Below are 21497 nucleotides of genomic sequence, written 5' to 3'. Positions count from 1 at the left end.
CGAGGACATCAAACCATCCTCGCTGGGCTTGCGATCGCCCCATTGCTATGGTCATAAATCTAATCTCCAAAAAGATATAAAGGCGTTGGCAGAACTTACTTGCCACTCCGTGGGATTGAAAAATCTGCCTCTCAAGTTGAGCAGAAGTACAAAACGCCACGGAGTGTGAGACAAGTTTACGATTCTTTACTTATTGCTCATTATACCGATATCTTTCGGAGTTTTTCAGCCCAGTGAATCTAAAATTGTTTAGCTTTGCTTAAATTTTTTGCGGGCTTATCGGCGCTAGTGACAGACATGGTGACAGATGCGATGACCTGAAAGACAGGAGATTAAGGACGATCGCCCTTAATCTCCTACCAATTTGAGAGACTGCCTGCCCATTTGAGATACTGAAGAGAGACAATAGACAAGTCATGCCCTGCTAACGCGAAACTCCATGTTCATTATTGACGTAACCCTGAAAAATACTCCCGTGACGCTCTCGGTGCAGCGCAAATCAGATGAAGATGCCAAAGCCCTTTATCAACAAGTTCTAGAGGCTATGCGTTCAGGTCATCCAGCCACCTTAGAACTCACCTGTGAACAGCAGACGGGTAAAATCGTCGCAATCTTAGTCAACGAGATTTCAGCCGTACAGGTATCTGAAAAATCTGGTGCTGGATCTGCCTCTGGAAGACCGCCTGGATTTTTCTCGCTCACGGCTCCAGCAGAGTAAAAGAACTTTGGCAGGGAGAGGCTTTTGGAAAGCGTGCGCTTTCCAAAAGCCTCTCTTATTTTGGACTCAGTTTGATATTAGGCGTCAGTTTATAAAAACCCTGTGTGATGGAAAAGTCTGCGATCGCCGTCCGCGAGCTATGCTTCAACTGGTCTGAAGAGGCTCCCGTTTTGAAGTCTTGCTCATTGGAAGTACCCAAGGGTGAATTTTGGATGCTGCTGGGAACGAACGGCAGCGGCAAATCCACTTTGCTCCGTCTTTTGATTGGGCTGCTTCAGGCTCAGTCGGGTGAAGTAGAGGTGCGATCGCCTGTAGGGTTCGTCTTCCAGAATCCCGATCATCAGCTGGTTATGCCCACGGTCGGAGCCGATGTCGCCTTTGGGCTAGTTGAGGAAAAGCTTTCTTTTGCAGAAATTCACCAGCGAGTGGAAGAGGCTCTGACCGCCGTAAGTCTACAAAACCTACAGCGTCGCCCTATCTATGCTTTGAGTGGGGGGCAGAAACAGCGGATTGCCATTGCTGGGGCGATCGCACGTCACTGTGAGGTGCTGCTGCTAGATGAGCCTACTGCTCTATTAGATTCTGAGAGCCAGCTCGCCTTGGTTGCCCAGGTGCAGCAGCTTGTGAAGAATCGAGGCATGACGGCGCTGTGGGTGACGCATCGCCTTGATGAATTAGACTACTGCGATGGCGCTTTTCTGTTAGAGCAAGGTCGGGTGATTGACCAGGGCGATCCGGTCAGGCTCAAGCAGCGTTTGATAGAAAGTTTTGATGCTGCTTCGGATCGGCAATAAGCTATCTCTAGCTAAATAAGTGGGATAGTTTGAGATTGCTTATAGACAGAACTTAATAAAGACAGTCATTATAGAGGGATGGACAACGAGACATAAACATCCTAAGCATTTTGAGCCATGCCATCCTCCGCCTCTAAAGCAATTCTTCTAGTTGATGGCTACAACATTATTGGAGCTTGGCACAGCTTACAACAGGTTCGAGACGAACATGGGTTAGAAGAAGCCAGACGAGAGTTGGTGAATGCCTTGGCAGGGTACAGCGCTTACCAAAACTTTGATACTCAGGTTGTATTTGATGCACAGTATCAAGACACTCCAGGCAGTCGAGAGTTTTTAGGCAACATCTGTATTTGCTACACAGACCATAGGCAGACCGCAGATACTTATATTGAAAAAACCTGTGCCCTGTTTCGCAGAGACATTCGCAAGTTCGACCATCGTCTGATTGTGGCAACCTCCGATCGCGCTCAACAGCTTACAGTGGTTGGCTATGGCGCAGAGTGGATGTCTGCTGAGCAGTTGCGCTCTGATGTAGAGAACGCCAATTTGCGCGTGCGTCGAAAGCAGCAGATGCTTCAAAAAGGACGATCGCCCAATCGGTTTCTCTCTAATGCTATTGATCCCGTTGCGCGTCAGCGTTTAGCTGAACTGCGCTTGGGGAAAAGCCTGGAGGAGTGATCTGCGCTTCAGTATCTTCAGAAAGACTTGCCAAAGTGTCTCAATCCTCGCTATCATGAGACTCGCAATCCTCAGTAGCTCAGTGGTAGAGCGATCGACTGTTAATCGATTGGTCGCTGGTTCGAATCCAGCCTGGGGAGTTTTAAGGCGCTAGGTTGTAGAAGGTCAAAAGTTGTCACGATGACTCGCTACTCAGAGCCGCCTGTAGAAAGTTTGAATACTGGTAAAGGTGCTGTGGTAGGTCAGAATTGGCGATCGCTCTGGTCGCTCGATCCTAAAATTACGTTCCTAAACCACGGATCTTTTGGTGCTTGTCCCCTAGCTGTATTAGAACGGCAGTGGGTTTTGCGATCGCAGATGGAGCAAGAGCCAGTCAGATTTTTTGCGCTGGAGCTAGAGCCACTGTTGGACGCAGCTAGGCAAGATCTGGCGACGTTTCTAAAAGCCGATGCTGCCGATCTAGCTTTTGTTCCCAACGCGACTACTGGCGTGAATACGGTTTTGCGATCGCTCTGTATTTCTAATCCCGATCGCGCATCGCTTCAGCCTGGAGATGAGCTACTAACCACCAATCACGAATACAACGCCTGCCGAAATGCTCTTGATTTTACAGCCCAAATAACTGGGGCAAAAGTTGTGGTGGCCGAGGTGCCTTTTCCGATCGAGGCTCCAGATGAGGCGATTGCTGTCGTTCTTAATCAGGTTTCGCCTCGGACGCGGCTGGTGTTACTTGACCATGTGACAAGCCAAACAGGGCTGATTTTTCCTTTACAGTCTTTAATCCGCCAGCTGACAGATAGGGGGATTGAGGTTTTGGTAGATGGTGCCCATGCGCCTGGAATGATTGATTTAAATCTAAAGGCTCTAGGAGCAACGTATTACACAGGCAACTGTCACAAATGGCTCTGTGCGCCCAAGGGAGCTGCTTTTCTGTACGTTCAAGCCGATCGCCACAGCCACCTGCGCCCGCTTACCATTAGCCATGGGGCAAACTCACCCCGGATCGATCGCTCTCGTTTTCGGCTAGAGTTCGACTGGACGGGCACCGCTGACCCTACGCCCTACCTTTGTATTCCTGATGCCATCCAATTTATGGGTTCTTTGTTGCCTGGAGGATGGGATGCGCTGAGGCAGTACAACCGGGCTACAGTTCTGACGGCAAGAGCCGGACTGTGTAAAGCTTTAGATGTTGCACCACCTTGTCCAGACTCGATGATTGGCTCTATGGCGGTAGTCCCTCTGCCCGACGGCTCTGCCGAACATTTACAAGCTTCGCTGTTCCAACGGCACTTGGAAGTTCCAATTATTCCATGGCAGGGTTCAGTGAATCGGTTAATTCGTGTTTCTGCTCAAATTTACAACACGCCAGCAGATTATGATGTTTTGACCGAGGCTGTACTGTTGCTGATCAAAGAAGAGAAGGGTATTTAAGGGCATGGATGGGGTTGTTGCGCTGCTGGATCATCAACACTGTAAAGCGATCGACTGCTTGAGAGATGAATTCAGAAAGTTGGATATTTCCATTGCTACCTGTCCTCACCTTTCTTTTCAGGTTGCCGAAAAGTATGATGTGTCGGCTTTGCGGCTGATTATGAGTCAACTCAGCCGAGATTGCCCTCCATTGCAAGTTTTAACTTCAGGACTAGGATTTTTCACTGGAGATCAGCCGATTTTACATATTCCAGTTGTGCGGAACCGTACCCTAGCAGATTTTCACCAGCGGATCTGGGAAGCTGTAGCCCCTGTGAGTTCAGAAATCTCGCATCATTATCACCCCGATACCTGGATACCGCACATCACGCTAGTCTATGGCTTGGCAGCGCCACAGCTCTCTGAATTAGTCGGTTGCCTGAGCGATCGCTGCTTCAATTGGACTATCAAGCTCGACAATCTTTCGTTGCTCTGTGATGGAGGCATAGAGCGGTGGCAGTTAGGCTACGGGGAGAAAGCATGAAAAGCCCATATGCCTTTGACCTGTATACTTCTAACCTATGTCTCCTTAAACAGTGTGCCCTTAAACAGTGTGCTCTCAAACAGTGTGCTCTCAAACAGTGCAGACCCTCTGAGATGGGAGGCGAAACAGCATGAAAGCATCTCGAAGTCGTCAGTTTCATCTGCTGCTGCTGTCGCTTTGGACGGCGATCGGTTTGGGGCTGCGGTTCGTCAATCTCACAACTAAGCCCCTCTGGACAGACGAGTTTTCTACGATCGTCTTCAGCCTGGGCAATAGTTTCCTGACGGTTCCTTCAGATCAGATTCTGACCGCGATGCAGCTGCTAGAGCCACTACGACCCTTACAGAATGACATTGGCTCTGTTTTCACCAATCTGTTTACCGAGAGTAACCATCCGCCGCTCTATTTTGTATTGGCGCATTTTTGGCTGAAATTGTTTCCGGCAACTGCCGAAGGGCTTGTTTCACCAGAGGCGGCTCGCTCGCTTCCGGCCTTACTAGGCGCTTTGTCTATTCCTGCGGCCTATGTTCTGAGCCGATTTGCCTTTCGATCGCCCTTGGTGGGGCAGGTTGCCGCTCTGCTCACCGCAGTTTCTCCCTTTGGCATCTATCTGGCTCAAGAAGCCCGACACTATACGCTGTCCGTGCTGTGGGTGACGGCTTCTCTTTGTTGCCTTGTGCTAGCAGCTCAAGCCATTCGCGATCGCACCCCCCTTTCCTGGAAAGTTTGCGGCATTTGGGTGGTTGCGAACGGATTAGGCATTGCCACTCACTATTTTTTTAGCTTGACTCTGGGAGCCGAGGCGCTGGTGATTTCGGCAATGGGCATGGTGCAAAGCTGGCGAGAGCGGGGCATCTGGCATCCGGCGACCCATTGGCAAAGAATTTGGGCGGTGGTGGCTGGCACGCTCGTCACTGGGTTGGTCTGGCTGCCCATGCTGCAAGAAATTCAAGATAGTGAGCTAACCCGATGGATTCGGCAGGGCGATCGCTCCGGTACGGTCTGGTTAGAGCCATTGGCACAGGCAGCGGCAGGTTGGGTGACGATGCTCTATCTGCTGCCCATTCAGGTCAAATCGCGCCCTGTTGTAATTGCATCCGGGGCTTTACTCATTTTCATGGTGCTATGGACGCTGCCCAAGCTATACCGTGGGCTAAAGGTGCAGAACCTAGAGCGCAATCGACGGCTAGGAGTCTGGAGCCTTTCTAGCTTTGTAGTGGGAGCGATCGCCCTCTTTTTCATCATTACTTATCTCCTGAGCACCAATCTCACGAGCGCTTTTCGCTATAACTTTGTCTATTTTCCGGCGGTCATCGTGTTGGCAGGAGCAGGGCTGGCGAGCAGTTGGGATGTTGCCATTCGCGTGGCGACCGCCCCAGCCGATCAGGTGTCTCCAGTGCTGCTGAGTCTGGCTCGCACTAGCAGCAAAAAGGTTGTGGTTTTAGTGACTCTCTTGAGCTTAGTGGGAGGATTGACGGTTATTTTCAATTCGAGTTACCAAAAAACTCACCTTCCTGACAGAGTAGCCCAAAGCATTCGCGAACGCTCTGAAGGGGCGGCTCTGGTGGCGATCGCTCATCAAACCCACGGACAGACGGGCAGGCTTATGGGCATTGCCTGGGATCTTCAGAATCCCGTTAATTCAACCTTTACAACTGATTTAGTTCAGCCTCAAAAAGAACGTTCTGCTACCCTAGACCCCTACTTTTTGCTAGCTCACCAAACTCAAAATCCGCGATCGGTCGTGACGGCTCTGCGTAAGGCGATCGTTCAGCTTCCTAGTCCTCTAGACGTATGGCTGATCAACTTTCAGGATGTGCCTGAGCAGCCCCTGGATGACGTGTTGAGTCAGCAAAATTGCCGTGCCGAAACCAAGAATTTGTACAGCGATGGCTATCGCTATCGGCTCTATCGCTGCAATCGTCTGGAGACACCGCAACTCAATTCAATTTCAGACCGCTACCCTCAAGAAAAAGGCAGCCGATAGGGCTAAAAATGGTGGTATGCAGGTCATGATTTTTGTGGTGTGGGCAAAGCCTACACCACAAAAATCATAACCGCTTGAGAGCTATCTAAAAAAGTAACGTGTAGCCAGAGGAATTAGCACTTAGGGGGATCATACAGACGATCGCTGCCCCCTTCAGTCGCTATCATCAAGGATGCGTCTATCCTTGGATCTGCCATGAGTCTGTGCATCAATCCTCGCTGTCTTCAGCCCGACCATCCCGGCAATGATGGGAGTCAATTTTGCCAGAGCTGCGGCTCTGATCTGCTGCTGCTAAACCGCTACCGGGTGATGCGGCTACTCAGCGACAAGAGCGGCTTTGGCAGGGTGTTTGAGGCATTCGATCGCACCACGCCCAAAATCCTCAAGGTCTTGAAATCCAACTTCAGCCAAAATGCCAAGGCGGTAGCGCTGTTTCAGCAGGAGGCTATGGTGCTCAGCCAGTTGCCCCATCCCGGTATCCCAGCGATCGAACCCCAGAGCTATTTTCAGTTCTATCCGCGCAACAGTGCAGAGCCGCTCCACTGCATTGTGATGGAAAAAATTGACGGGCCCAACCTACGTGAGTGGATGCGGCAGCAGGGCGATAATCCTATCAGCGAAAAGCAAGCATTTAACTGGCTAAAGCAGCTCTCTGAAGTTTTGCACCTCGTGCATCAAAAAAACTATTTTCACCGCGACATTAAGCCTGAAAACATTATGCTGCGATCGAATGGACAGCTTGTGTTGGTGGATTTTGGAGCAGCGCGAGAAATGACTTACACCTATCTGGCGCAGTTGGGTAAATCGGGAGAAATTACGCGCATCAGCTCTGCTGGCTACACCCCGCCTGAGCAGGAGAAAGGACAAGCCGTGCCGCAGTCTGATTTTTATGCCCTCGGCTGCACCTTCATCTATCTCCTCACAGGCAAATCGCCTACCGACAGCAGAATCTATGACTCTCTCAGCAATGAGTTTCACTGGCGACCCTATGCGCCGCAGGTGTCGTCGCCCCTTGCGAGCTATATCGACAAACTCGTTGCCCCTAGAGCAAGCGATCGCCCTAAGAGCACACAAGAAATGCTGGTCACTTTGCCGCAGTTGGAAGCCGCCTCACAGGTTCCACCGCCCACTCGGATTGGCAGTCAATCCCTGAGTCAGTCCCTGAGTCAAGGGGTTTCTCAGCCTCCACACACGGTCGTGCAGGGCACATCAGGCACCCGTCAAGCGGGTCGAACAGGAGGCGCAGAAGTTAGTCAATCTGAAGTCGGGAAATCTATCCACTCCAGCTCAAAACGCTGGCTATGGGGTGGGGCGATCGCACTGCTGGCGCTGCTGGGCGGCGGCTATGCTTGGCAAAACTACTACAATCCCTCTGTTCAAACCATTAAGCAGCTTGCGCCTCTCCGGACTTTGCAAGGACATACGAGCTTTGTCAATGCGCTGGCGATCTCTCCCGACGGCAAAATTCTGGTGAGCGGTAGCGCTGATCAAACCATCAAAGTTTGGGATTGGGCAACAGGAACCGAACTGCGGACATTGGCAGGACATACAAGCTTTGTGAATGCATTGGCGATCGCTCGTGACGGCAAAACTCTAGTGAGTGGCAGTGCCGACCAGACCATTAAAATCTGGGACTTAACGACCGGAAAAGAACTTCGCACCCTCGCCGGACACGCAGGCTTTGTCAACGCACTGAATATTAGTCACGATGGGCGTATCTTGGTCAGCGGCAGTGCCGACCAAACCATCAAAGTTTGGGACTTGCCTACCGGAAAAGAACTCCGCACCCTTGCTGGGCATACAGGTTTTATTAACTCACTAAACATAAGTGCGGATGGGTATACGCTGGTCAGCGGTGGCACTGACCAAACTCTTAAAGTTTGGGATTTGACGACCGGAAAAGAGTTGCGCACCCTTGCCGGACACACAGGCTTTATCAATATGGTCGTGATTGCCCCTGACGGACAAACGGCAATCAGCAGCAGCACTGACAAGACGATTAAAATCTGGGATTTGGCAACGGGAGAGCTGGTACGCACCCTCACCGGACATCTTAGCTTCGTCAATCCGCTTGCTCTCAGTGCCGATGGGCAAACCTTAATCAGCGGCAGTTCTGACAAAACCATTAAGGTCTGGAATCCCGGTACGGGAGAGGCCATCTACTCGCTCAACCCCGGCATAGATGTGAAGCATTTTGTCATTAGCCCTGACTGGCAGACGATCGCTAGCGGCAGCGGCGGCAACACCATTAAAGTCTGGCAGCTCCAAAAATAACTGTCTCTTTTGTTGAGCTAATGCTATGCACATTGAGACGATCGTGAAGTGCCAAGAGCGCTCACTTCTTTCAACTCGCCTCAACTAGCTGCCTCCGTTAGCTTGGAGGAAAAGTAACCGTTTTGCCTACCAATCCCAATCGTCATCCCAGGACGTGAGACTCAGCGTAGATTCATCTAGAAGGCGATCGTCCTGATGTTCCGCCATAGTCTGAAACTGCTGATCCCAGCCCTGACGCACCAATGAAACCGGGCGCACCACAAGCTGATTTTCCTGCACCTCTAGCTCCACTTCCCCATCCCAGTGCAATTGCTCCAGCAAAGTTTTGGGAATACGGATGCCCTGAGAATTCCCAATCTTGATCACATGGGTCTTGATGCTAGCAACCATAGCCTTCCCATTTCTGTAATTACAATGTGTCTACATTAGCACATTTATAGCTGTCGCCAGTTTGCTTAGAACCTGTATGGTGGGGCGCGAAGCGCCCCACCATACAGGTTCACATCCTAACCGCCTTGGCGGTTGCTATGGGTTTGGCGGTGTTTGATTTGTTTTTGAGAAGCTCGCTAAAGAAGATGGATTTAACAAGATGTAAGTCTTGGGGTAGGGGGTTAGCATTGCTAACCCCCTACTGGGAACACTTGAAATTAAATAGTTTTAGCGCTCTTCTAGCTCGATTAGATTGATGAAAATTCTAGAGCTAACGCCCCACCGAGTTTTGCTCCGCGATCGCGCCATTTCACTCTGGTTCAGTGCTGTGGGTTTTATCGTCGCTGGGTTAATCATAACTGCGTTGGGTGAACTGACTACGCTAACCTGCCACCGAGGTCTTTCTCCCCAAAGCCAATGTCAGCTCAGCAGATTTGGGATGCTGGGTATTGGCTCTAGCCAGGAGCAGTTAAATACCTTACAGGGAGCTAGCGTCGATAGACATTACAGCCGTAAAGGCAAAGTAACCTATGCCGTTGTGCTTTCGACAGGTCTAGGAAATGTCCAGTTTAGTAGTCACTATGGCGGCGATCGACAGCAAAAAGAGACGATCGCCGCTCAAATCAATGCTTTTGCGAATAATCCCAATCAGCTATCGCTACAAGTTCAGCAAGACGATCGCCCCTGGATGCTGCTATTCGGCGGTCTACCCTTGGTTTTGGGCGTTGTTCTTGGGGTAGCCGTGTGTCGAGTCACCCGTTGCGATTTAGACAAAACAACGGGAAAACTGCGTATTGCCCGATGGGGTATCCGAGGAATACAAGTTAGCGAATATCCGCTGCACCAATTGGTTGCAGCCGACTTGATTACCCGCATCAGAAGATATAAAGGGAAGCTGCACACGACCTATCGCATCAGCTTTCGTCTGATGAATGGGAAGCAAATTCACTTAAACTATTTTTTTGCTGAAGACAAGCAGCGAGCTAAGGTTGCCTCTGCGCTCTCTCAGTTTTTGGCAATTCGCTCACCTACTGGAGCAACAGAGGCGATCGATCCCCCATCTGACCCTCATCTTGATAAGGCAGAAACCCTCTATCGTCTGGGCATGGCGCAATATCGCCAGCACCAGACACAAGAGGCGGGTAGTAACCTGAAACAGGCGAGAGATTTGTTCAGCACACAGCACAATGCCCAGCGAGTGATGGAAATTCAGACTGTATTGTGGCAACTCGGTTTGGAGTAGGGGTACAGGTGATGTTGTACAGGTAATGATCTTTGTGGCGTGGGCAAAGTCAACGCCACAAAAAATCATTACCGCTTGAGGACTACCGGGGTATGAAGTGATTAGTTGATACTTTTGAGTACTCTACTACTCGTGACAAACGAGATCCCCTGATTTCCTACTGTATTGATCATGATTGCCTCAATTACAGGAGCAGAGACTTTTTGTTGTGCAACCCACTCTACGATAAAAGCGGCTCCCGCCCCGCCGCTCACATCATCTTGATTCACTATAAAATCCGTTGAGGATAACGATCCGAGTTCTATAGGCTGTTCTAGATACTTGCGAATTAATTTACCCTGAGTATCGTAATAATTCACCGAAGTTACGATGATTGGATGAGCCAACTCGGTATTGCGAACACTCAGAGTGGCAGTCAAGTCCCAGGTGCGGCTCCGTTCTACCGTATAGATATGGGAGTAGATTGGGACATAAACGGTCTGACCCGCAACTATCTTTACCGTGTTATCAAGGGTGACAACTTTCAGCGGAGCAGCATCAGGCGGTTGTGGCGCTGGCAACGATGTGCAAGCTGCAAGAGACGTAAGCATCATAATTAAATGACCATACAGGTATCGCTTCATGACTTCATCAGAAGATAGGGGCTAGGTAAAGTATCTTGCATGGAGTCTCTATGCCGCTGACCTAATAGTACATCTACCCGGTGGTGATACTCAGGTCATGGTTTTAGCCATGAGGCGCTGGTTTTAGCCATGAGGCGCAAATGTGAGTATGCTGAAAGACGGGAATCGTCAGTATACCGATGCGTTATCTTCAACAAGTTTTTTGTTTCTTGCTGCTGCTAATAGCCTTTCTCACAGGCGCTGCTTCTCCAAGCTGGGCTTTTGTAAGTGGCTCTATTCAGCCCTATATCGATCGCGTAGAAAGCCGCATTAGCGAGTTTACGCTAGACAACGGCATGAAGTTCATTGTCATGGAGCGGCATCAGGCTCCGATCGTCTCCTTCATGACCTATGTGAATATTGGCTCTGCCTACGAGCAGCCTGGAAAAACAGGCGCGGCGCATTTTCTAGAGCATTTGGCTTTCAAAGGCACAACCCGCATCGGCACAAGCAATTACAGCGCTGAGAAACCTTGGCTCGATCGCCTGGATGCTCTGTCTACTCAAATTCAGCCCACTCAAGGTCAGCCCGCGCAAATTCAGTCCACTCAAATTCAGTCCGCTCAAGGTCAGTCACCTTCACAGGCAAGCGCCACCCAACAGCAAGAATTTGAGCAGGCTCAAGCTAAGGCTTCTAGCTACGTTAAGCAAAACGAGTTTGGGCAAATTGTGCAGCAGGCGGGTGGCGTGGGGCTAAATGCTACTACGTCAGCCGATGCGACTCGTTATTTTTATAGTTTTCCGGCAAACAAACTAGAGCTTTGGATGTCTTTGGAATCTGAGCGATTTCTAGAACCCGTCTTCCGGGAGTTTTATGAAGAGAAAAACGTGATTCTGGAAGAGCGGCGGATGCGAACAGACAATTCGCCGATCGGTAAAATGGTGGAGAAATTTTTGGAGGTGGCGCTACCCGGTAATCCTTACGGTCGTCCGGTGATTGGCTCTGAGGCTGATATTCGGGGTCTGACCCGCCAGGATATTCAGGAGTTCTACGACGCTCACTACATACCTAGCCAAATTGTCATGGCGATCGTTGGAGACGTGAATCCTGTCGAAGTTGAGTCTATGGCGCGATCGTACTTTGGCAGATTTACTGCGCGATCGCCCGTTGCCGACATTCAGGCTACGGCTTCAACACAAACTGCACCGCAAGAAATTACGCTAAAGCTGCCTACTGAGCCTTGGTATCTGGAGGGCTATCAGCGTCCAGCCCTTACCCATCCTGATCACGCGGTATATGAGATGATTGGCGGCTTGCTCTCAGGAGGGCGGACTTCGCGGCTCTATCAGGGTTTGGTAGAAAAAGAGTTGGCTCTGAACGTGGAAGCTGCGGATGGTTTTCCGGGCGATCGCTATCCTAACCTGATGCTCCTCTATGCTTTGACTGCGCCAGGACACAGCGTTGAAGAGGTGGCTGCCGCTCTAGAGGCAGAAATTACTCGCCTGAAGACTGAACCTGTGACAGTGGAAGAACTCGATCGCCTCAAAACTCAGTCTCGATCGGGGCTGCTGCAAACGCTGGCTTCTAACGAGGGCATGGCAAGCTTGCTGCCTGAGTATGAGGCTAAGACGGGAGACTGGCATAACCTGTTCGAATCGTTGAAGGCGATCGAGGCGGTGACGGCAGAAGATGTGCAGCGCGTCGCCAATGATCTGTTTCAGCCCAAGAATTTAACGATCGGGAAGTTGTTGTCGGATAGCAATTCTATTTAATCTCTACGGGTAGATTCCCCGCCGCTTGCGGCGTAAGTCATTAGCAAGAAAAGTTGGCTGTTCATACTCCGTCCGCTCGCGGCGGAGTTCTTGATTGAAAAAGCTCTTGAGCTAATGAAGAGATTTTGCTAAGCCGGAAGAACAACGCACCCAGACTTTAGCTTAGAGCCAGACATTCTCAATGAGGTTTTGTTGGAGACAATAATCTGGATTTTATAGCTGTCGCCAGTTTGCTGAGGACATTTGTGGTGGGGGGCGAAGCGCCCCACCCCAAAAGTCCTCGTCCTAACCGCCTTGGCGGTTGCTATACTTCGATGAAATGATGATATGCAGATCGATCGCCTTGACCATCTAGTGCTGACGGTACAAGATATCCAGAAGACCTGCGAGTTCTATACACAGGTTCTGGGAATGCAGGTCGTGACGTTTGGTGATCAGGCTAACCCACGCAAAGCGCTGAAATTTGGACAGCAAAAGCTCAATTTGCACGAAGTCGGCAAAGAGTTTTTACCCAAAGCACAGCACTCCACTCCTGGCTCGGCAGACCTGTGTTTCATTACAGAAATTCCTCTAGAGCAGGTAATGGAACATCTGCGAAGCTGTCAGGTCGAAATTGTCGGCGAAGGCATAGTGCAGCGGACGGGCGCTAGGGGGGCGATCGCCTCACTCTATATCCGCGATCCAGACGGCAACCTGCTCGAAATTTCTAACTACTGAACTCTAGCCAGAGATCCAATTATCAGGTCAGCAATTGCTATGCCTGCAATGATAGTAAACTGTGATTCGTAAAGAAATTCGGCGCTGCTGATTCCATGCATGAATCCTTTTGGAAGGGGCGCGGAGTAATCCTTTCAAAAAATCATATCCAGATTGAGCAATACCAAAAATTCTTTAGCCAAGCCCTGCGAATGGAGAGATAGGATGTGGTAAAAAACAAATGGTCTAATCCTGTCTGGGTCGTCATCTTGCCGATTGCCTATGTCATTATCTACCTGCTAGTGGGCAGCAAAAGAGGCCCCTACTACTGGACGCCTAACCAAGACCCTGACTATGCCTATCTGTTAAACTCGCTAGTTCTGGCACTCTTCAAGGTTCCTACGCATACCGATCATCCGGGTACGCCGCTTCAGGCTTTAGGGGCGATCGTCCTTTGGGTCAGCTACCTGGTTCAGCTACCGTTTAATCCTGCGCTTAAAAAGAATCTTGCAGACGAGGTTCTGACTAATCCTGAGCTTTATTTGCATCTGTTCAACGATGCGCTGTTGTTTCTGACAGCCTGTTCGCTAGTCGCCGTCGGATGGGTAACGCTGCAGCTCACCAGAAATCTACTCCTCACTCTAATTTTGCAGATTACGCCGCTGCTGATGTTCAGAACTTTCCTGGGGGAAGAGCCGAGCCGCGTTGCGCCTGATGTTTTGGTGGTTTGCATTAGCCAACTCATGGTGCTGGTGCTAGTGCGCTATCTGTACGCAGAGCATGGGAATTCAGAAAATGGGGAGCGATCGCGGCATTTCATCATCAGTTTGGGAGCCGTATTGGGATTAGGAATGGCAACCAAAGTGACCCTTTTGCCGATGGCTCTGTTTCTGCTGCTGCCTCAAGGCTGGCGTAGAAAAGCTCTGGCGCTGGGGGTAGCGATCGTTGCTTTTGTCCTTGCCACGCTGCCCATTATCACGCGATATGGCAGAACCTTGAGATGGATGACGGATCTGGCTACCCATACAGGCCCTTATGGCGGTGGTGAGGTGGGTCTTGTGGATACCTCTAGCCTGGGCGACAAGGCTCAGCAGCTCTTCACGCACAATCTAGTGTTTTTCACGATCTTGTTAATTGCAACAGCCGCTTCGATTGGCTTTGCGCTTGTCTGGCTGCTGCAGGGGGAGCGTTTGCGAGGCGATTGTTTGCAGGATGATTCTTTGCAGGACGATTCCTTGCAGAACTTCAGCAGGTCTTCTAGCTTCAGACCTGATTTTAGAAAGGTCTACTTTTTGCTGGCACTCACGACTTTGGTGACTTGGGGGCAGGTGCTGCTGACTCTCAAACAGCAGCCGCAAAGCCGCTACCTCAATCCAGCCGCAGGATTGATGGGTTTCCTGGTTTTTGTGCTGATTCATGCTTGTTGGATTGTGCTGCCTATGGCGATCGGCAGAAGCATGAATATTGCTAAGCTGAAGCAGGCGATTCCGGCGATCGTCCTAGCGCTCTGCGTAGCGGTCTGCATTCAGCAAATTGACTATTCTGCCAATAAGATTGCGTCAGGTGCCAATAGACGGCTGAGGGAGCTGACTAAGATTGAAACTTTTCTTCAGCAAGATGAATATAAATCCTGTACGAGAGTCGTTTCGAGACGAGCTTCTACGCCAGAATCTGCTCTCAAGTTTGGAGATTTCTGGGCAGGTAGGAAGCTAAAAAGTCAGCTGATTAATCTTTTCCCTGATCCCGTATTTTATATTGATGAAGCCAAGGGCTATGAGACCTACACTCAGCCTGTTAGCTTCGCTGAGTTACAGGAAAAAGGCAAAGGCTGCGTCTTGCTACAAATTAATTCTATGCCGCTTCACGATTGGAAAGCCAAGTATCGACCCAAGCAGGGAGTGGACAAGATTTTTGAGGGCAGGCTAGAAGCGCTTTATCGCATCAGAACGAATTAAGCTAGTGAAGCCGTACAGGAAATTTTTGAAAAGCACAAATTTGCGATCGCTCTCCAATTTCTCAACAAAGAGCTTCAGGATTCAAGGTTATGGCAACCGCCAAGGCGGTTAGGATGGGCACATTTAGGGTGGGGCGCGCAGCGCCCCACCCTAAATGTCCTAAGCAAACTGGCAACAGCCATAAGGCTACGATCTGGAGGAATGTTGGCTGATTTTGAGGATATTTCGGCTCCGGCAGCTTTAGCTCCGGCAGCTTTGGCTCCGGCAGCTTTAACCGCCACAAACACTTTTCCGCAGATCGAAGCCAGTGAAGCGATCGCTCCCCATCCCTCTGCTTTAAAGTTAATCTCTGTCGCAAAGTTAACTAAAGATGCCGTTCGCACCAGCCTACAGGCTTCGACCCTAGACAACGTTTTCGCAACGCTGTTTTCCAACATCACCACTGGGGTCTTACTCACAAATTTTTTGCTGGAACTGGGAGCCAATACCTTAGAGATTGGCATACTCACCGCCATTCCGATGTTGGCGAATTTGGTACAGCCGATCGGCGCTCATCTTTCCCAAAAGACGAACAGCCTCTATACCTATAACTTTTGGCTGAATGGAACGGCTCGACTCCTATGGTGGGTATTGGCGATCGGCATTGCCTACTCAGTTTGGTATGGTCTAGATGCTCAGATTTTAATTGAGCTAACGCTAATAACGGCTCTAGTTAGCGCCTTACTTGCAGCCTTGAGCAGCGCCTCCTGGCTAAGTTGGATGGTGATTTTGGTACCTCGACGGTTGCGAGGACGCTACTTTAGCATCCGCAACAGCGCTGCCAATCTTACGAATCTAATTGCGATTCCAGCAGCAGGGTGGCTGGTGGCTCAATGGCGGGGCGGCTCGATCGAGGGCTTTGGCATGGCGCTGGTCTTGGCAACGATCGCGGGATTGCTTAGCTTAATCTGTCAGGGGTTCATGACAGATGTTAATCCACAGGCAAACGGCTCTCAGCTAGGGCGATCGCCCTCGTCAATATCTGCCGTGCCTTCGTTCGATCGCGCTCTGCAACCCAATCGGCTCATCTTTCTGATTTACATTAGCCTTTGGCTATTTGCCGTCAATATCGGCACCCCGTTTTATAACCTGTATATGCTGGATGTCTTACATATTGACATTGCCAAAGTCTCTGTCTACAACAGCTTCACAGCCGGAGCGAACCTAGTGCTGCTGGTGGGGTGGGGCAAGCTGGCCGATCGCATTGGCAACCGCCCTATCTTATTGGGAAGCGGAGTTGTGGTTGCCATAATTCCGCTCTGTTGGCTAGGTACAGATACCAGTTCGCTCTCCATTTGGCTGTGGCTACCTTGTTTGCACCTGCTCATTGGTGGCACTTGGGCAGCGATCGATCTTTGTCTCAACAACTTACAAATTAGCGTGGCACCGATTCACCATCCTGCCCGCTATTTTGGCATAGTGGCGGCTATTTCTGGCGTAGCCAGCGCTCTGGGAACTTTGACAGGCGGTTTTCTTGCCCAGTCCTGGCATCCCAACGGGCTGAGCGGATTGTTGGGCGTATTTGTTCTATCGAGTTTGTTACGGCTGCTTGCCATGCTGCCTTTGCTGTGGGTGCAAGAATCCGATCGATCGCCAGCCTCCGCCTAAAAATTTCTGGCATGGCTTGTTCTGGGTGTAAAGTCAGCAGCGAAGTTTCTCTATCCTTGTGAGGGTTTTACCTAGAGCGTTGCAAGGTATGTTTTCAAAGGTTTCGACTTTATCAACCTTATGCTTTATCAACCCTATGACAGACAACTTTAATAGAAGCGCAGAGCCAACTCCTGAAGAACTGGCAGCGATCGAATCAGACCTGGCTGTCAATCTTGACTCTGGCGATCGGGTCAGCTTGAGCGATAGCGATACCGACGAAAGCATTGAGTTACAGGATGTGCCTACAGACTTGGTGGGAGATCAGGCTATTGGTGGAACGGCTCCTACCCCCGATCAAGACTTGGTCGATGAGATGGGAGCAGCTGTGGGCATAGAGATGGACGATCGCGCCTTCTTGAGAACCACCGAAATTTTAGAAAGTCGGGACGATCGGCGTTGGGAGCTAGAGCCAGACTCGGCTGAAGAGGAGCATAGAAACCGCCAAGGCGGTTAGGACAAGGACATTTTGGGTGGGGCGCGCAGCGCCCCACCCAAAATGTCCTCTGTAAACTGGCGACAGCCACATTAATAAAGGAAAGGGCTAAATCTTGCTACCGTTCCCTGAATTCAACTTCATTCTCCCGAATCGTGACATCGTAGCCTCCAAAAAAATCATGTCCTAATAGCCCAATACCCAACTCTGGTCCGGCAACTGCCACCAAAACATTTTGAGCAGTGATTCCCCCGACGCTAATGGAGCTGACATAGCCTAGAGGCACGGTAACGTTGCGTTCGCTAGCCGTATCTACGTTGGCTTGGGCTACAGGGATGACACGCAGTGCGTTTGCCATGGTGCGGGTAATCAGCGTACCGCTGGCTCCGGTGTCTACGATCATCTCGAAGGATTGACCGTCGTTGAATGTGACGCTGACCACAGGCGTACTGCCTGCTCGTCTGACGATTGGTGCTGAGAACACGCGGGGTTGACTGGCTTGCGATCGCGAGAGAGCGGCAGGAAGGCTTTCCGGTGAATTAACGGTTTGGCTAAGGCTAGACGGAGCGATCGCTATTGACCTGAGCGGCAAAGCAGGGCGAGGCTGAGGCAGTGGCGCGCTAGGCTGAGGCAGTAGCACAACGCCTCCAGAGCTGGGCAATTCGGTGGAGCGACGAGTTTGCTGCTGTGCGTAAGCCAGATTGCGGCGATATTCCGTCAACTTCTGCTGAGCTTGAGCTTGGCGACTGTTAGTTTTTGGCACCGCGCCCATGAGCCGGATTGCTTGCTGCCAGCGATCGGCAACCAAGCGCCAGTCGTCCTGAGACTGAGCTGATTGGGTGATAGAGGCCGCAGCAGTGGCTCTGGCGATCGCCTTTTCATAGTTGCCATCTTTCTCGGCAGTGCTGCCTTTCCCAGAGTTAGGAGCAGCTTGAGACGCACTTGTTTTGACTATAGCTGTCACCGTAGGCGTAGCCGCAGAGGGACTCACAGCGACCGCATCAGATTGCTGAAGTAGGTTCACCTGACCGTCTCCACAGGCGGTCAGGGCTGTCACCAGACTTCCTACAAGGAGAACAAGCTGCTGATATCGGAATCGCTGGGTCATAGCCTGTGGAGTGACGAAGGATGATGTGATCCAGTTTGCCCTTAAAGTTCGATCGGGGTGACAGAAATCTGACCTGAGAAACAAACCTCTACATCTGAGCCAGGATCGCGTCTACGCTGGCTGTAGTCTCCAGCATAGTGGAAATGATCTGCCTCTAAACGATAGGCAACAGGCAAAGGCTGTGTACAGAGCGGACAGACAACGATCTCTGGCTCTGGGGAGTGAATGTCTAGGTGGGGCAAATTGACGTTCCAGTAAGTTCCTGGCTGGGGGGGAAGGGACATCAGCTTGTCCAAAACTTTTAGAGAAAGCTGAGCGGCTAAATCCCAGTCGATCGGTCGCCTACGCTGAATGTAGTGAGAAATGGCGATGCCTGGAATCCGGTGTAGTGCCGCCTCTCTGACGGCTGCCACGGTGCCTGAAATATAGACATCAGCGCCTAGATTGCCGCCCGGATTAATGCCTGATAGCACCCACTCTACCTCATCTGGAAAGAGATGGCTAACGGAGATCCGGGTACAGTCAGCTGGAGTGCCATCCACTGCAAATTCAGCCGGACTGCGGCATTCCAGCTGAAACGGGCGATGGGTTGTCACCTGATGACCACAGCCTGAATGGGGAAGTTGAGGCGCGACGATCGCTACGTTCATCAGCTTCTTGGCTGTCACCTGAAGGAGCGATCGCAGTCCGGGGGCATCAATACCATCATCGTTGGTCAAAATAATCGTCATGACTAACGAAGAGTCCGCTGCAATTCATCAGCCAGCCCTGCTTCCTGAAGGCAGACTGCATAAATCTGAGGAGAACTCATAGCTACGGCTTGCTGAATTTTCTCCAGTGACGTACCCGGAGCTTTGCAAAACTGGCTGACGACTTGGCTGTATTGTTCAGGTGCGCCTAACAAAGTCGTCAAGTTGTCTGTGCTTTGCACCGCAGGCAAGAGACGCTTCATCACCTCATCGGCTAGAAGACTGGGAGAGGTCGGAGATTGGGTTGAGAGAATGCCTACCTTCCCTAATAGGTCAGTCAAAGCGTTGCGAAGCGGAGCCGCTGATTGCGGACTAGAGAGCAATTGAGCTGCCATTTCGGGCTTAAGCCGTGGGTCAGACAAAAAGGCAACCCGCATTCCCAGGAGGGTACTCGCCGCCATGAGATCCGAGAGGGTGCTGAGATATTGGGTGTACGCAATGTCAGATACTGACGAACCATCTCCACAAGTCACTAGACCACTCTGACTAGAAGCTAGGTCTACGCCTCCCTGTCCTTGCTGACAGGCGTTTAGCACTGCCCGAATTTCTGGAGAGAACATGGTTTGCAGCCGCTGCATGAAGGGCGCACTTGGGGATACCGATGCGTCAGAGGGCGACGGGCTAGTGGAGGACGGAGGAGATTGAGGCGGCTGGGCTTGAGCGATCGCCTCTCCCGCCAAAGCCGCTCCTGGCGCGGCCACACTCAAGGAGGTTACTAAACTGATGCCGATCGCGACTGCACTATTTCCTGCAAAACCAAGGCAGCCTCCTGCAAAACCAAGGCAGCCTCCTGCAAAGCTAGAGCGGCGGACTGAGGCAAAAAAACGGTCAATCATACCGATAAATAAAATCTGTAAAGTAATGAATTTCTTAACTTATCGCGGCTCTGGCGCTTAGCGCCCACACAAAACCTGCCGCATCTTTTGCATATTAGCAGGTAAATCTAGCCGCATTGCCTGCTGAATGAACTGGCTAGGAATAGGCAAAGTTGGCGTTGCTTGAACCGTGTAGGTGAGTAGTGTCCCCGATCCAAAATCTTGTAGATGCAGGTTGGCAGCAAAATCATGGAAATTACCCTTTTCCATTTGAAATTGAATTTGTTGCCAGGTGGTTTGCACCGATTCTCGTACCTTGAGATAGATCTCGACCTGAGCTGTCAGCAGGAAAAATGCCTTACGTGCGACCTGACGGAGGCGCTTGCGACCTTCCAGGCGATCGATCACCTCACTTTGCACCAGATCAGGAAAGAACTGCACCCAGCGGGGATAGTCGGTAATCTGCTGCCAAACTTCCGATCGCGTCAGGGGAATATACATCTGAGCCGTGACTGCGCCACCCCAAGAGGTGTGCGATCGCGTTTCCAGCAAAATTTCTCCTTGCAGCAGCTTGCTCTGTTCATTCAGCTTATCTTGCGTCACCAAGCCACAGCCAATCTCATAGCGTGAGGCATTCGCCGTATCCAACGAAGGGACAGATATTATTCCGGTCATCTCAGCAGCTCCTAATCGCACAAACTCATACACCAACCAGAAAGCCAACCCATGCAGCTTGTTCCAGTTGTAGCGGCAAGTTACTAAAGATATAGTCTGCGATCGAGGGCAAAAATGTAAAGTAATGAACAATTTTGCAGGCTGTCAACCGTGAAAGTCTCTAAAATCTAAAATTCAAAAGGGGCTTAATCCAGCGCTAGGGTCTTCATCTGCGGCAGTAGAGCCTGGAAAGCCAGTCCTCGATGACTAATCTCATGCTTTACGTCAGCGGGCATCTCTGCAAATGTCATCTGCTGCTCTGGGACGTAGAAAATCGGGTCGTAGCCAAATCCGCCTACGCCACGGGATTCGGTCAAAATTTCGCCCTGGCAAATGCCCTCGGTTTGGAGAGCAATCGTCCCATCTGGACGGGCGATCGCCACGGCACAGATAAATTGCGCCTGTCGATTGGTTTCTCCTTCCAGCTCTTGCAGCACTCGCTCAATTCGCAATTCTTCAGTTGCCGCATAGCGCGCCGAATATAGACCGGGTGCGCCGCCTAGGGCATCGATCGCGAGACCAGAATCATCGGCGATCGCCCACTTGCCTAGCGCGATCGCCACCTGAGAAGCTTTCAGACAGGCATTTTCCATGAAGGTTTGCCCTATCTCTTCAATCTCCAGCTCTTGGGGCTTCAGGACAAGCTGCCAACCCAGAGCAGGATCAGTGAGGTAAGCCTGCATTTCTTTGAGCTTGCCGGGATTGCTGGTAGCGACAACGAGTAGAGGCATGAGGGGAAAATTGAAAGACTTCACAGAATTTTAACGGGTTGTGCGCCGCGCTGAAGCGCACAACCCGTGGGAGTCCTTAAGGGGTAAGGATTTTTTGTTGCGTGGGCAAAGCCCACGCAACAAAAAATCCTTACCCAAATACCACTACCCAACCCG

The 21497-nt window shown here is 50.9% G+C and carries 20 protein-coding genes and 1 tRNA gene; 14 read left to right on the top strand and 7 right to left on the bottom strand.

What is annotated here, in order from left to right:
* Window positions 1-439: 439 nt before the first annotated feature.
* From AC5JMP_RS22485 to AC5JMP_RS22450, 8 genes are all read left to right on the top strand, one after another.
* A complete protein-coding gene (locus AC5JMP_RS22485) occupies window positions 440-718 on the top strand; it encodes a UPF0367 protein family (RefSeq protein ID WP_495853732.1) in 279 nt (92 codons plus the stop codon).
* Between the two features lie 107 nt (window positions 719-825).
* On the top strand, window positions 826-1512 hold the full coding sequence (locus AC5JMP_RS22480) for an energy-coupling factor ABC transporter ATP-binding protein (RefSeq protein WP_495853734.1): 687 nt from the start codon (window positions 826-828) through the stop codon (window positions 1510-1512).
* Between the two features lie 117 nt (window positions 1513-1629).
* Window positions 1630-2190 (top strand): NYN domain-containing protein, encoded by a 561-nt coding sequence (locus AC5JMP_RS22475; protein WP_495853731.1) that lies wholly within the window; start codon window positions 1630-1632, stop codon window positions 2188-2190.
* A 68-nt stretch (window positions 2191-2258) separates the two neighbouring features.
* A tRNA-Asn gene (locus AC5JMP_RS22470) sits at window positions 2259-2330 on the top strand.
* Between the two features lie 40 nt (window positions 2331-2370).
* Window positions 2371-3621: an aminotransferase class V-fold PLP-dependent enzyme gene (locus tag AC5JMP_RS22465; protein ID WP_495853730.1), complete on the top strand. Its 1251-nt coding sequence runs from the start codon at window positions 2371-2373 to the stop codon at window positions 3619-3621.
* 4 nt (window positions 3622-3625) lie between these two features.
* Window positions 3626-4144: a 2'-5' RNA ligase family protein gene (locus AC5JMP_RS22460; protein WP_495853729.1), complete on the top strand. Its 519-nt coding sequence runs from the start codon at window positions 3626-3628 to the stop codon at window positions 4142-4144.
* Between the two features lie 130 nt (window positions 4145-4274).
* A complete protein-coding gene (locus tag AC5JMP_RS22455) occupies window positions 4275-6131 on the top strand; it encodes a glycosyltransferase family 39 protein (protein WP_495853728.1) in 1857 nt (618 codons plus the stop codon).
* 195 nt (window positions 6132-6326) lie between these two features.
* Complete coding sequence (locus AC5JMP_RS22450) at window positions 6327-8405, top strand: protein kinase domain-containing protein (RefSeq protein ID WP_495853727.1); 2079 nt, start codon at window positions 6327-6329, stop codon at window positions 8403-8405.
* A gap of 126 nt (window positions 8406-8531) precedes the next feature.
* Here AC5JMP_RS22450 and AC5JMP_RS22445 read toward each other — a convergent pair whose 3' ends face one another.
* The gene (locus tag AC5JMP_RS22445) at window positions 8532-8795 is read right to left on the bottom strand and encodes an AbrB/MazE/SpoVT family DNA-binding domain-containing protein (RefSeq protein WP_495853726.1); all 264 of its coding nucleotides are present in this window, start codon (window positions 8793-8795) and stop codon (window positions 8532-8534) included.
* Window positions 8796-9090: 295 nt separating this feature from the next.
* Between AC5JMP_RS22445 and AC5JMP_RS22440 the strand changes: the two genes are divergently transcribed.
* Window positions 9091-10077, top strand: a complete 987-nt coding sequence (locus AC5JMP_RS22440; RefSeq protein ID WP_495853725.1) for a hypothetical protein — start codon at window positions 9091-9093, stop codon at window positions 10075-10077.
* A gap of 101 nt (window positions 10078-10178) precedes the next feature.
* On the opposite strand, the gene AC5JMP_RS22435 is transcribed toward AC5JMP_RS22440, so the two are convergent.
* Complete coding sequence (locus AC5JMP_RS22435; RefSeq protein ID WP_495853724.1) at window positions 10179-10670, bottom strand: DUF3124 domain-containing protein; 492 nt, start codon at window positions 10668-10670, stop codon at window positions 10179-10181.
* A 209-nt stretch (window positions 10671-10879) separates the two neighbouring features.
* Here AC5JMP_RS22435 and AC5JMP_RS22430 point away from each other — a divergent pair, with 209 nt between their 5' ends.
* From AC5JMP_RS22430 to AC5JMP_RS22410, 5 genes are all read left to right on the top strand, one after another.
* Window positions 10880-12451, top strand: a complete 1572-nt coding sequence (locus AC5JMP_RS22430) for a M16 family metallopeptidase (RefSeq protein WP_495853723.1) — start codon at window positions 10880-10882, stop codon at window positions 12449-12451.
* Between the two features lie 327 nt (window positions 12452-12778).
* Window positions 12779-13168, top strand: a complete 390-nt coding sequence (locus AC5JMP_RS22425) for a VOC family protein (protein ID WP_495853722.1) — start codon at window positions 12779-12781, stop codon at window positions 13166-13168.
* Between the two features lie 206 nt (window positions 13169-13374).
* Window positions 13375-15102, top strand: coding sequence for a hypothetical protein (locus AC5JMP_RS22420; RefSeq protein WP_495853721.1), 1728 nt, complete (start codon window positions 13375-13377; stop codon window positions 15100-15102).
* Window positions 15103-15303: 201 nt separating this feature from the next.
* Complete coding sequence (locus tag AC5JMP_RS22415; RefSeq protein WP_495853720.1) at window positions 15304-16749, top strand: MFS transporter; 1446 nt, start codon at window positions 15304-15306, stop codon at window positions 16747-16749.
* 136 nt (window positions 16750-16885) lie between these two features.
* Window positions 16886-17245, top strand: a complete 360-nt coding sequence (locus tag AC5JMP_RS22410) for a DUF6335 family protein (protein WP_495853719.1) — start codon at window positions 16886-16888, stop codon at window positions 17243-17245.
* A gap of 97 nt (window positions 17246-17342) precedes the next feature.
* Here AC5JMP_RS22410 and AC5JMP_RS22405 read toward each other — a convergent pair whose 3' ends face one another.
* From AC5JMP_RS22405 to rdgB, 5 genes are all read right to left on the bottom strand, one after another.
* A complete protein-coding gene (locus AC5JMP_RS22405; protein ID WP_495853718.1) occupies window positions 17343-18332 on the bottom strand; it encodes a retropepsin-like aspartic protease family protein in 990 nt (329 codons plus the stop codon).
* Between the two features lie 41 nt (window positions 18333-18373).
* Window positions 18374-19063 (bottom strand): 5'/3'-nucleotidase SurE, encoded by a 690-nt coding sequence (gene surE / locus AC5JMP_RS22400; protein ID WP_495853717.1) that lies wholly within the window; start codon window positions 19061-19063, stop codon window positions 18374-18376.
* 2 nt (window positions 19064-19065) lie between these two features.
* Window positions 19066-19917, bottom strand: coding sequence for a hypothetical protein (locus AC5JMP_RS22395; RefSeq protein WP_495853716.1), 852 nt, complete (start codon window positions 19915-19917; stop codon window positions 19066-19068).
* 57 nt (window positions 19918-19974) lie between these two features.
* On the bottom strand, window positions 19975-20571 hold the full coding sequence (locus tag AC5JMP_RS22390) for an SRPBCC family protein (RefSeq protein WP_495853733.1): 597 nt from the start codon (window positions 20569-20571) through the stop codon (window positions 19975-19977).
* A 185-nt stretch (window positions 20572-20756) separates the two neighbouring features.
* Window positions 20757-21341: an RdgB/HAM1 family non-canonical purine NTP pyrophosphatase gene (gene rdgB / locus AC5JMP_RS22385; RefSeq protein WP_495853715.1), complete on the bottom strand. Its 585-nt coding sequence runs from the start codon at window positions 21339-21341 to the stop codon at window positions 20757-20759.
* Window positions 21342-21497 lie beyond the last annotated feature (156 nt).

This window comes from Drouetiella sp. (assembly GCF_059504425.1).
Note: the sequence above shows the minus strand (reverse complement) of the source record. Positions and strands in the feature narration are given on the sequence as shown.

What these genes read in the sequence shown, in the direction of transcription:
- AC5JMP_RS22485 (WP_495853732.1), top strand. Translation starts at nt 440, where the DNA reads ATGTTCATTATTGACGTAACCCTGAAAAATACTCCCGTGACGCTCTCG.
- AC5JMP_RS22480 (WP_495853734.1), top strand. Translation starts at nt 826, where the DNA reads ATGGAAAAGTCTGCGATCGCCGTCCGCGAGCTATGCTTCAACTGGTCT.
- AC5JMP_RS22475 (WP_495853731.1), top strand. Translation starts at nt 1,630, where the DNA reads ATGCCATCCTCCGCCTCTAAAGCAATTCTTCTAGTTGATGGCTACAAC.
- AC5JMP_RS22465 (WP_495853730.1), top strand. Translation starts at nt 2,371, where the DNA reads ATGACTCGCTACTCAGAGCCGCCTGTAGAAAGTTTGAATACTGGTAAA.
- AC5JMP_RS22460 (WP_495853729.1), top strand. Translation starts at nt 3,626, where the DNA reads ATGGATGGGGTTGTTGCGCTGCTGGATCATCAACACTGTAAAGCGATC.
- AC5JMP_RS22455 (WP_495853728.1), top strand. Translation starts at nt 4,275, where the DNA reads ATGAAAGCATCTCGAAGTCGTCAGTTTCATCTGCTGCTGCTGTCGCTT.
- AC5JMP_RS22450 (WP_495853727.1), top strand. Translation starts at nt 6,327, where the DNA reads ATGAGTCTGTGCATCAATCCTCGCTGTCTTCAGCCCGACCATCCCGGC.
- AC5JMP_RS22445 (WP_495853726.1), bottom strand. Translation starts at nt 8,795, where the DNA reads ATGGTTGCTAGCATCAAGACCCATGTGATCAAGATTGGGAATTCTCAG.
- AC5JMP_RS22440 (WP_495853725.1), top strand. Translation starts at nt 9,091, where the DNA reads ATGAAAATTCTAGAGCTAACGCCCCACCGAGTTTTGCTCCGCGATCGC.
- AC5JMP_RS22435 (WP_495853724.1), bottom strand. Translation starts at nt 10,670, where the DNA reads ATGATGCTTACGTCTCTTGCAGCTTGCACATCGTTGCCAGCGCCACAA.
- AC5JMP_RS22430 (WP_495853723.1), top strand. Translation starts at nt 10,880, where the DNA reads ATGCGTTATCTTCAACAAGTTTTTTGTTTCTTGCTGCTGCTAATAGCC.
- AC5JMP_RS22425 (WP_495853722.1), top strand. Translation starts at nt 12,779, where the DNA reads ATGCAGATCGATCGCCTTGACCATCTAGTGCTGACGGTACAAGATATC.
- AC5JMP_RS22415 (WP_495853720.1), top strand. Translation starts at nt 15,304, where the DNA reads ATGTTGGCTGATTTTGAGGATATTTCGGCTCCGGCAGCTTTAGCTCCG.
- AC5JMP_RS22410 (WP_495853719.1), top strand. Translation starts at nt 16,886, where the DNA reads ATGACAGACAACTTTAATAGAAGCGCAGAGCCAACTCCTGAAGAACTG.
- AC5JMP_RS22405 (WP_495853718.1), bottom strand. Translation starts at nt 18,332, where the DNA reads ATGACCCAGCGATTCCGATATCAGCAGCTTGTTCTCCTTGTAGGAAGT.
- surE (WP_495853717.1), bottom strand. Translation starts at nt 19,063, where the DNA reads ATGACGATTATTTTGACCAACGATGATGGTATTGATGCCCCCGGACTG.
- AC5JMP_RS22395 (WP_495853716.1), bottom strand. Translation starts at nt 19,917, where the DNA reads ATGATTGACCGTTTTTTTGCCTCAGTCCGCCGCTCTAGCTTTGCAGGA.
- AC5JMP_RS22390 (WP_495853733.1), bottom strand. Translation starts at nt 20,571, where the DNA reads ATGACCGGAATAATATCTGTCCCTTCGTTGGATACGGCGAATGCCTCA.
- rdgB (WP_495853715.1), bottom strand. Translation starts at nt 21,341, where the DNA reads ATGCCTCTACTCGTTGTCGCTACCAGCAATCCCGGCAAGCTCAAAGAA.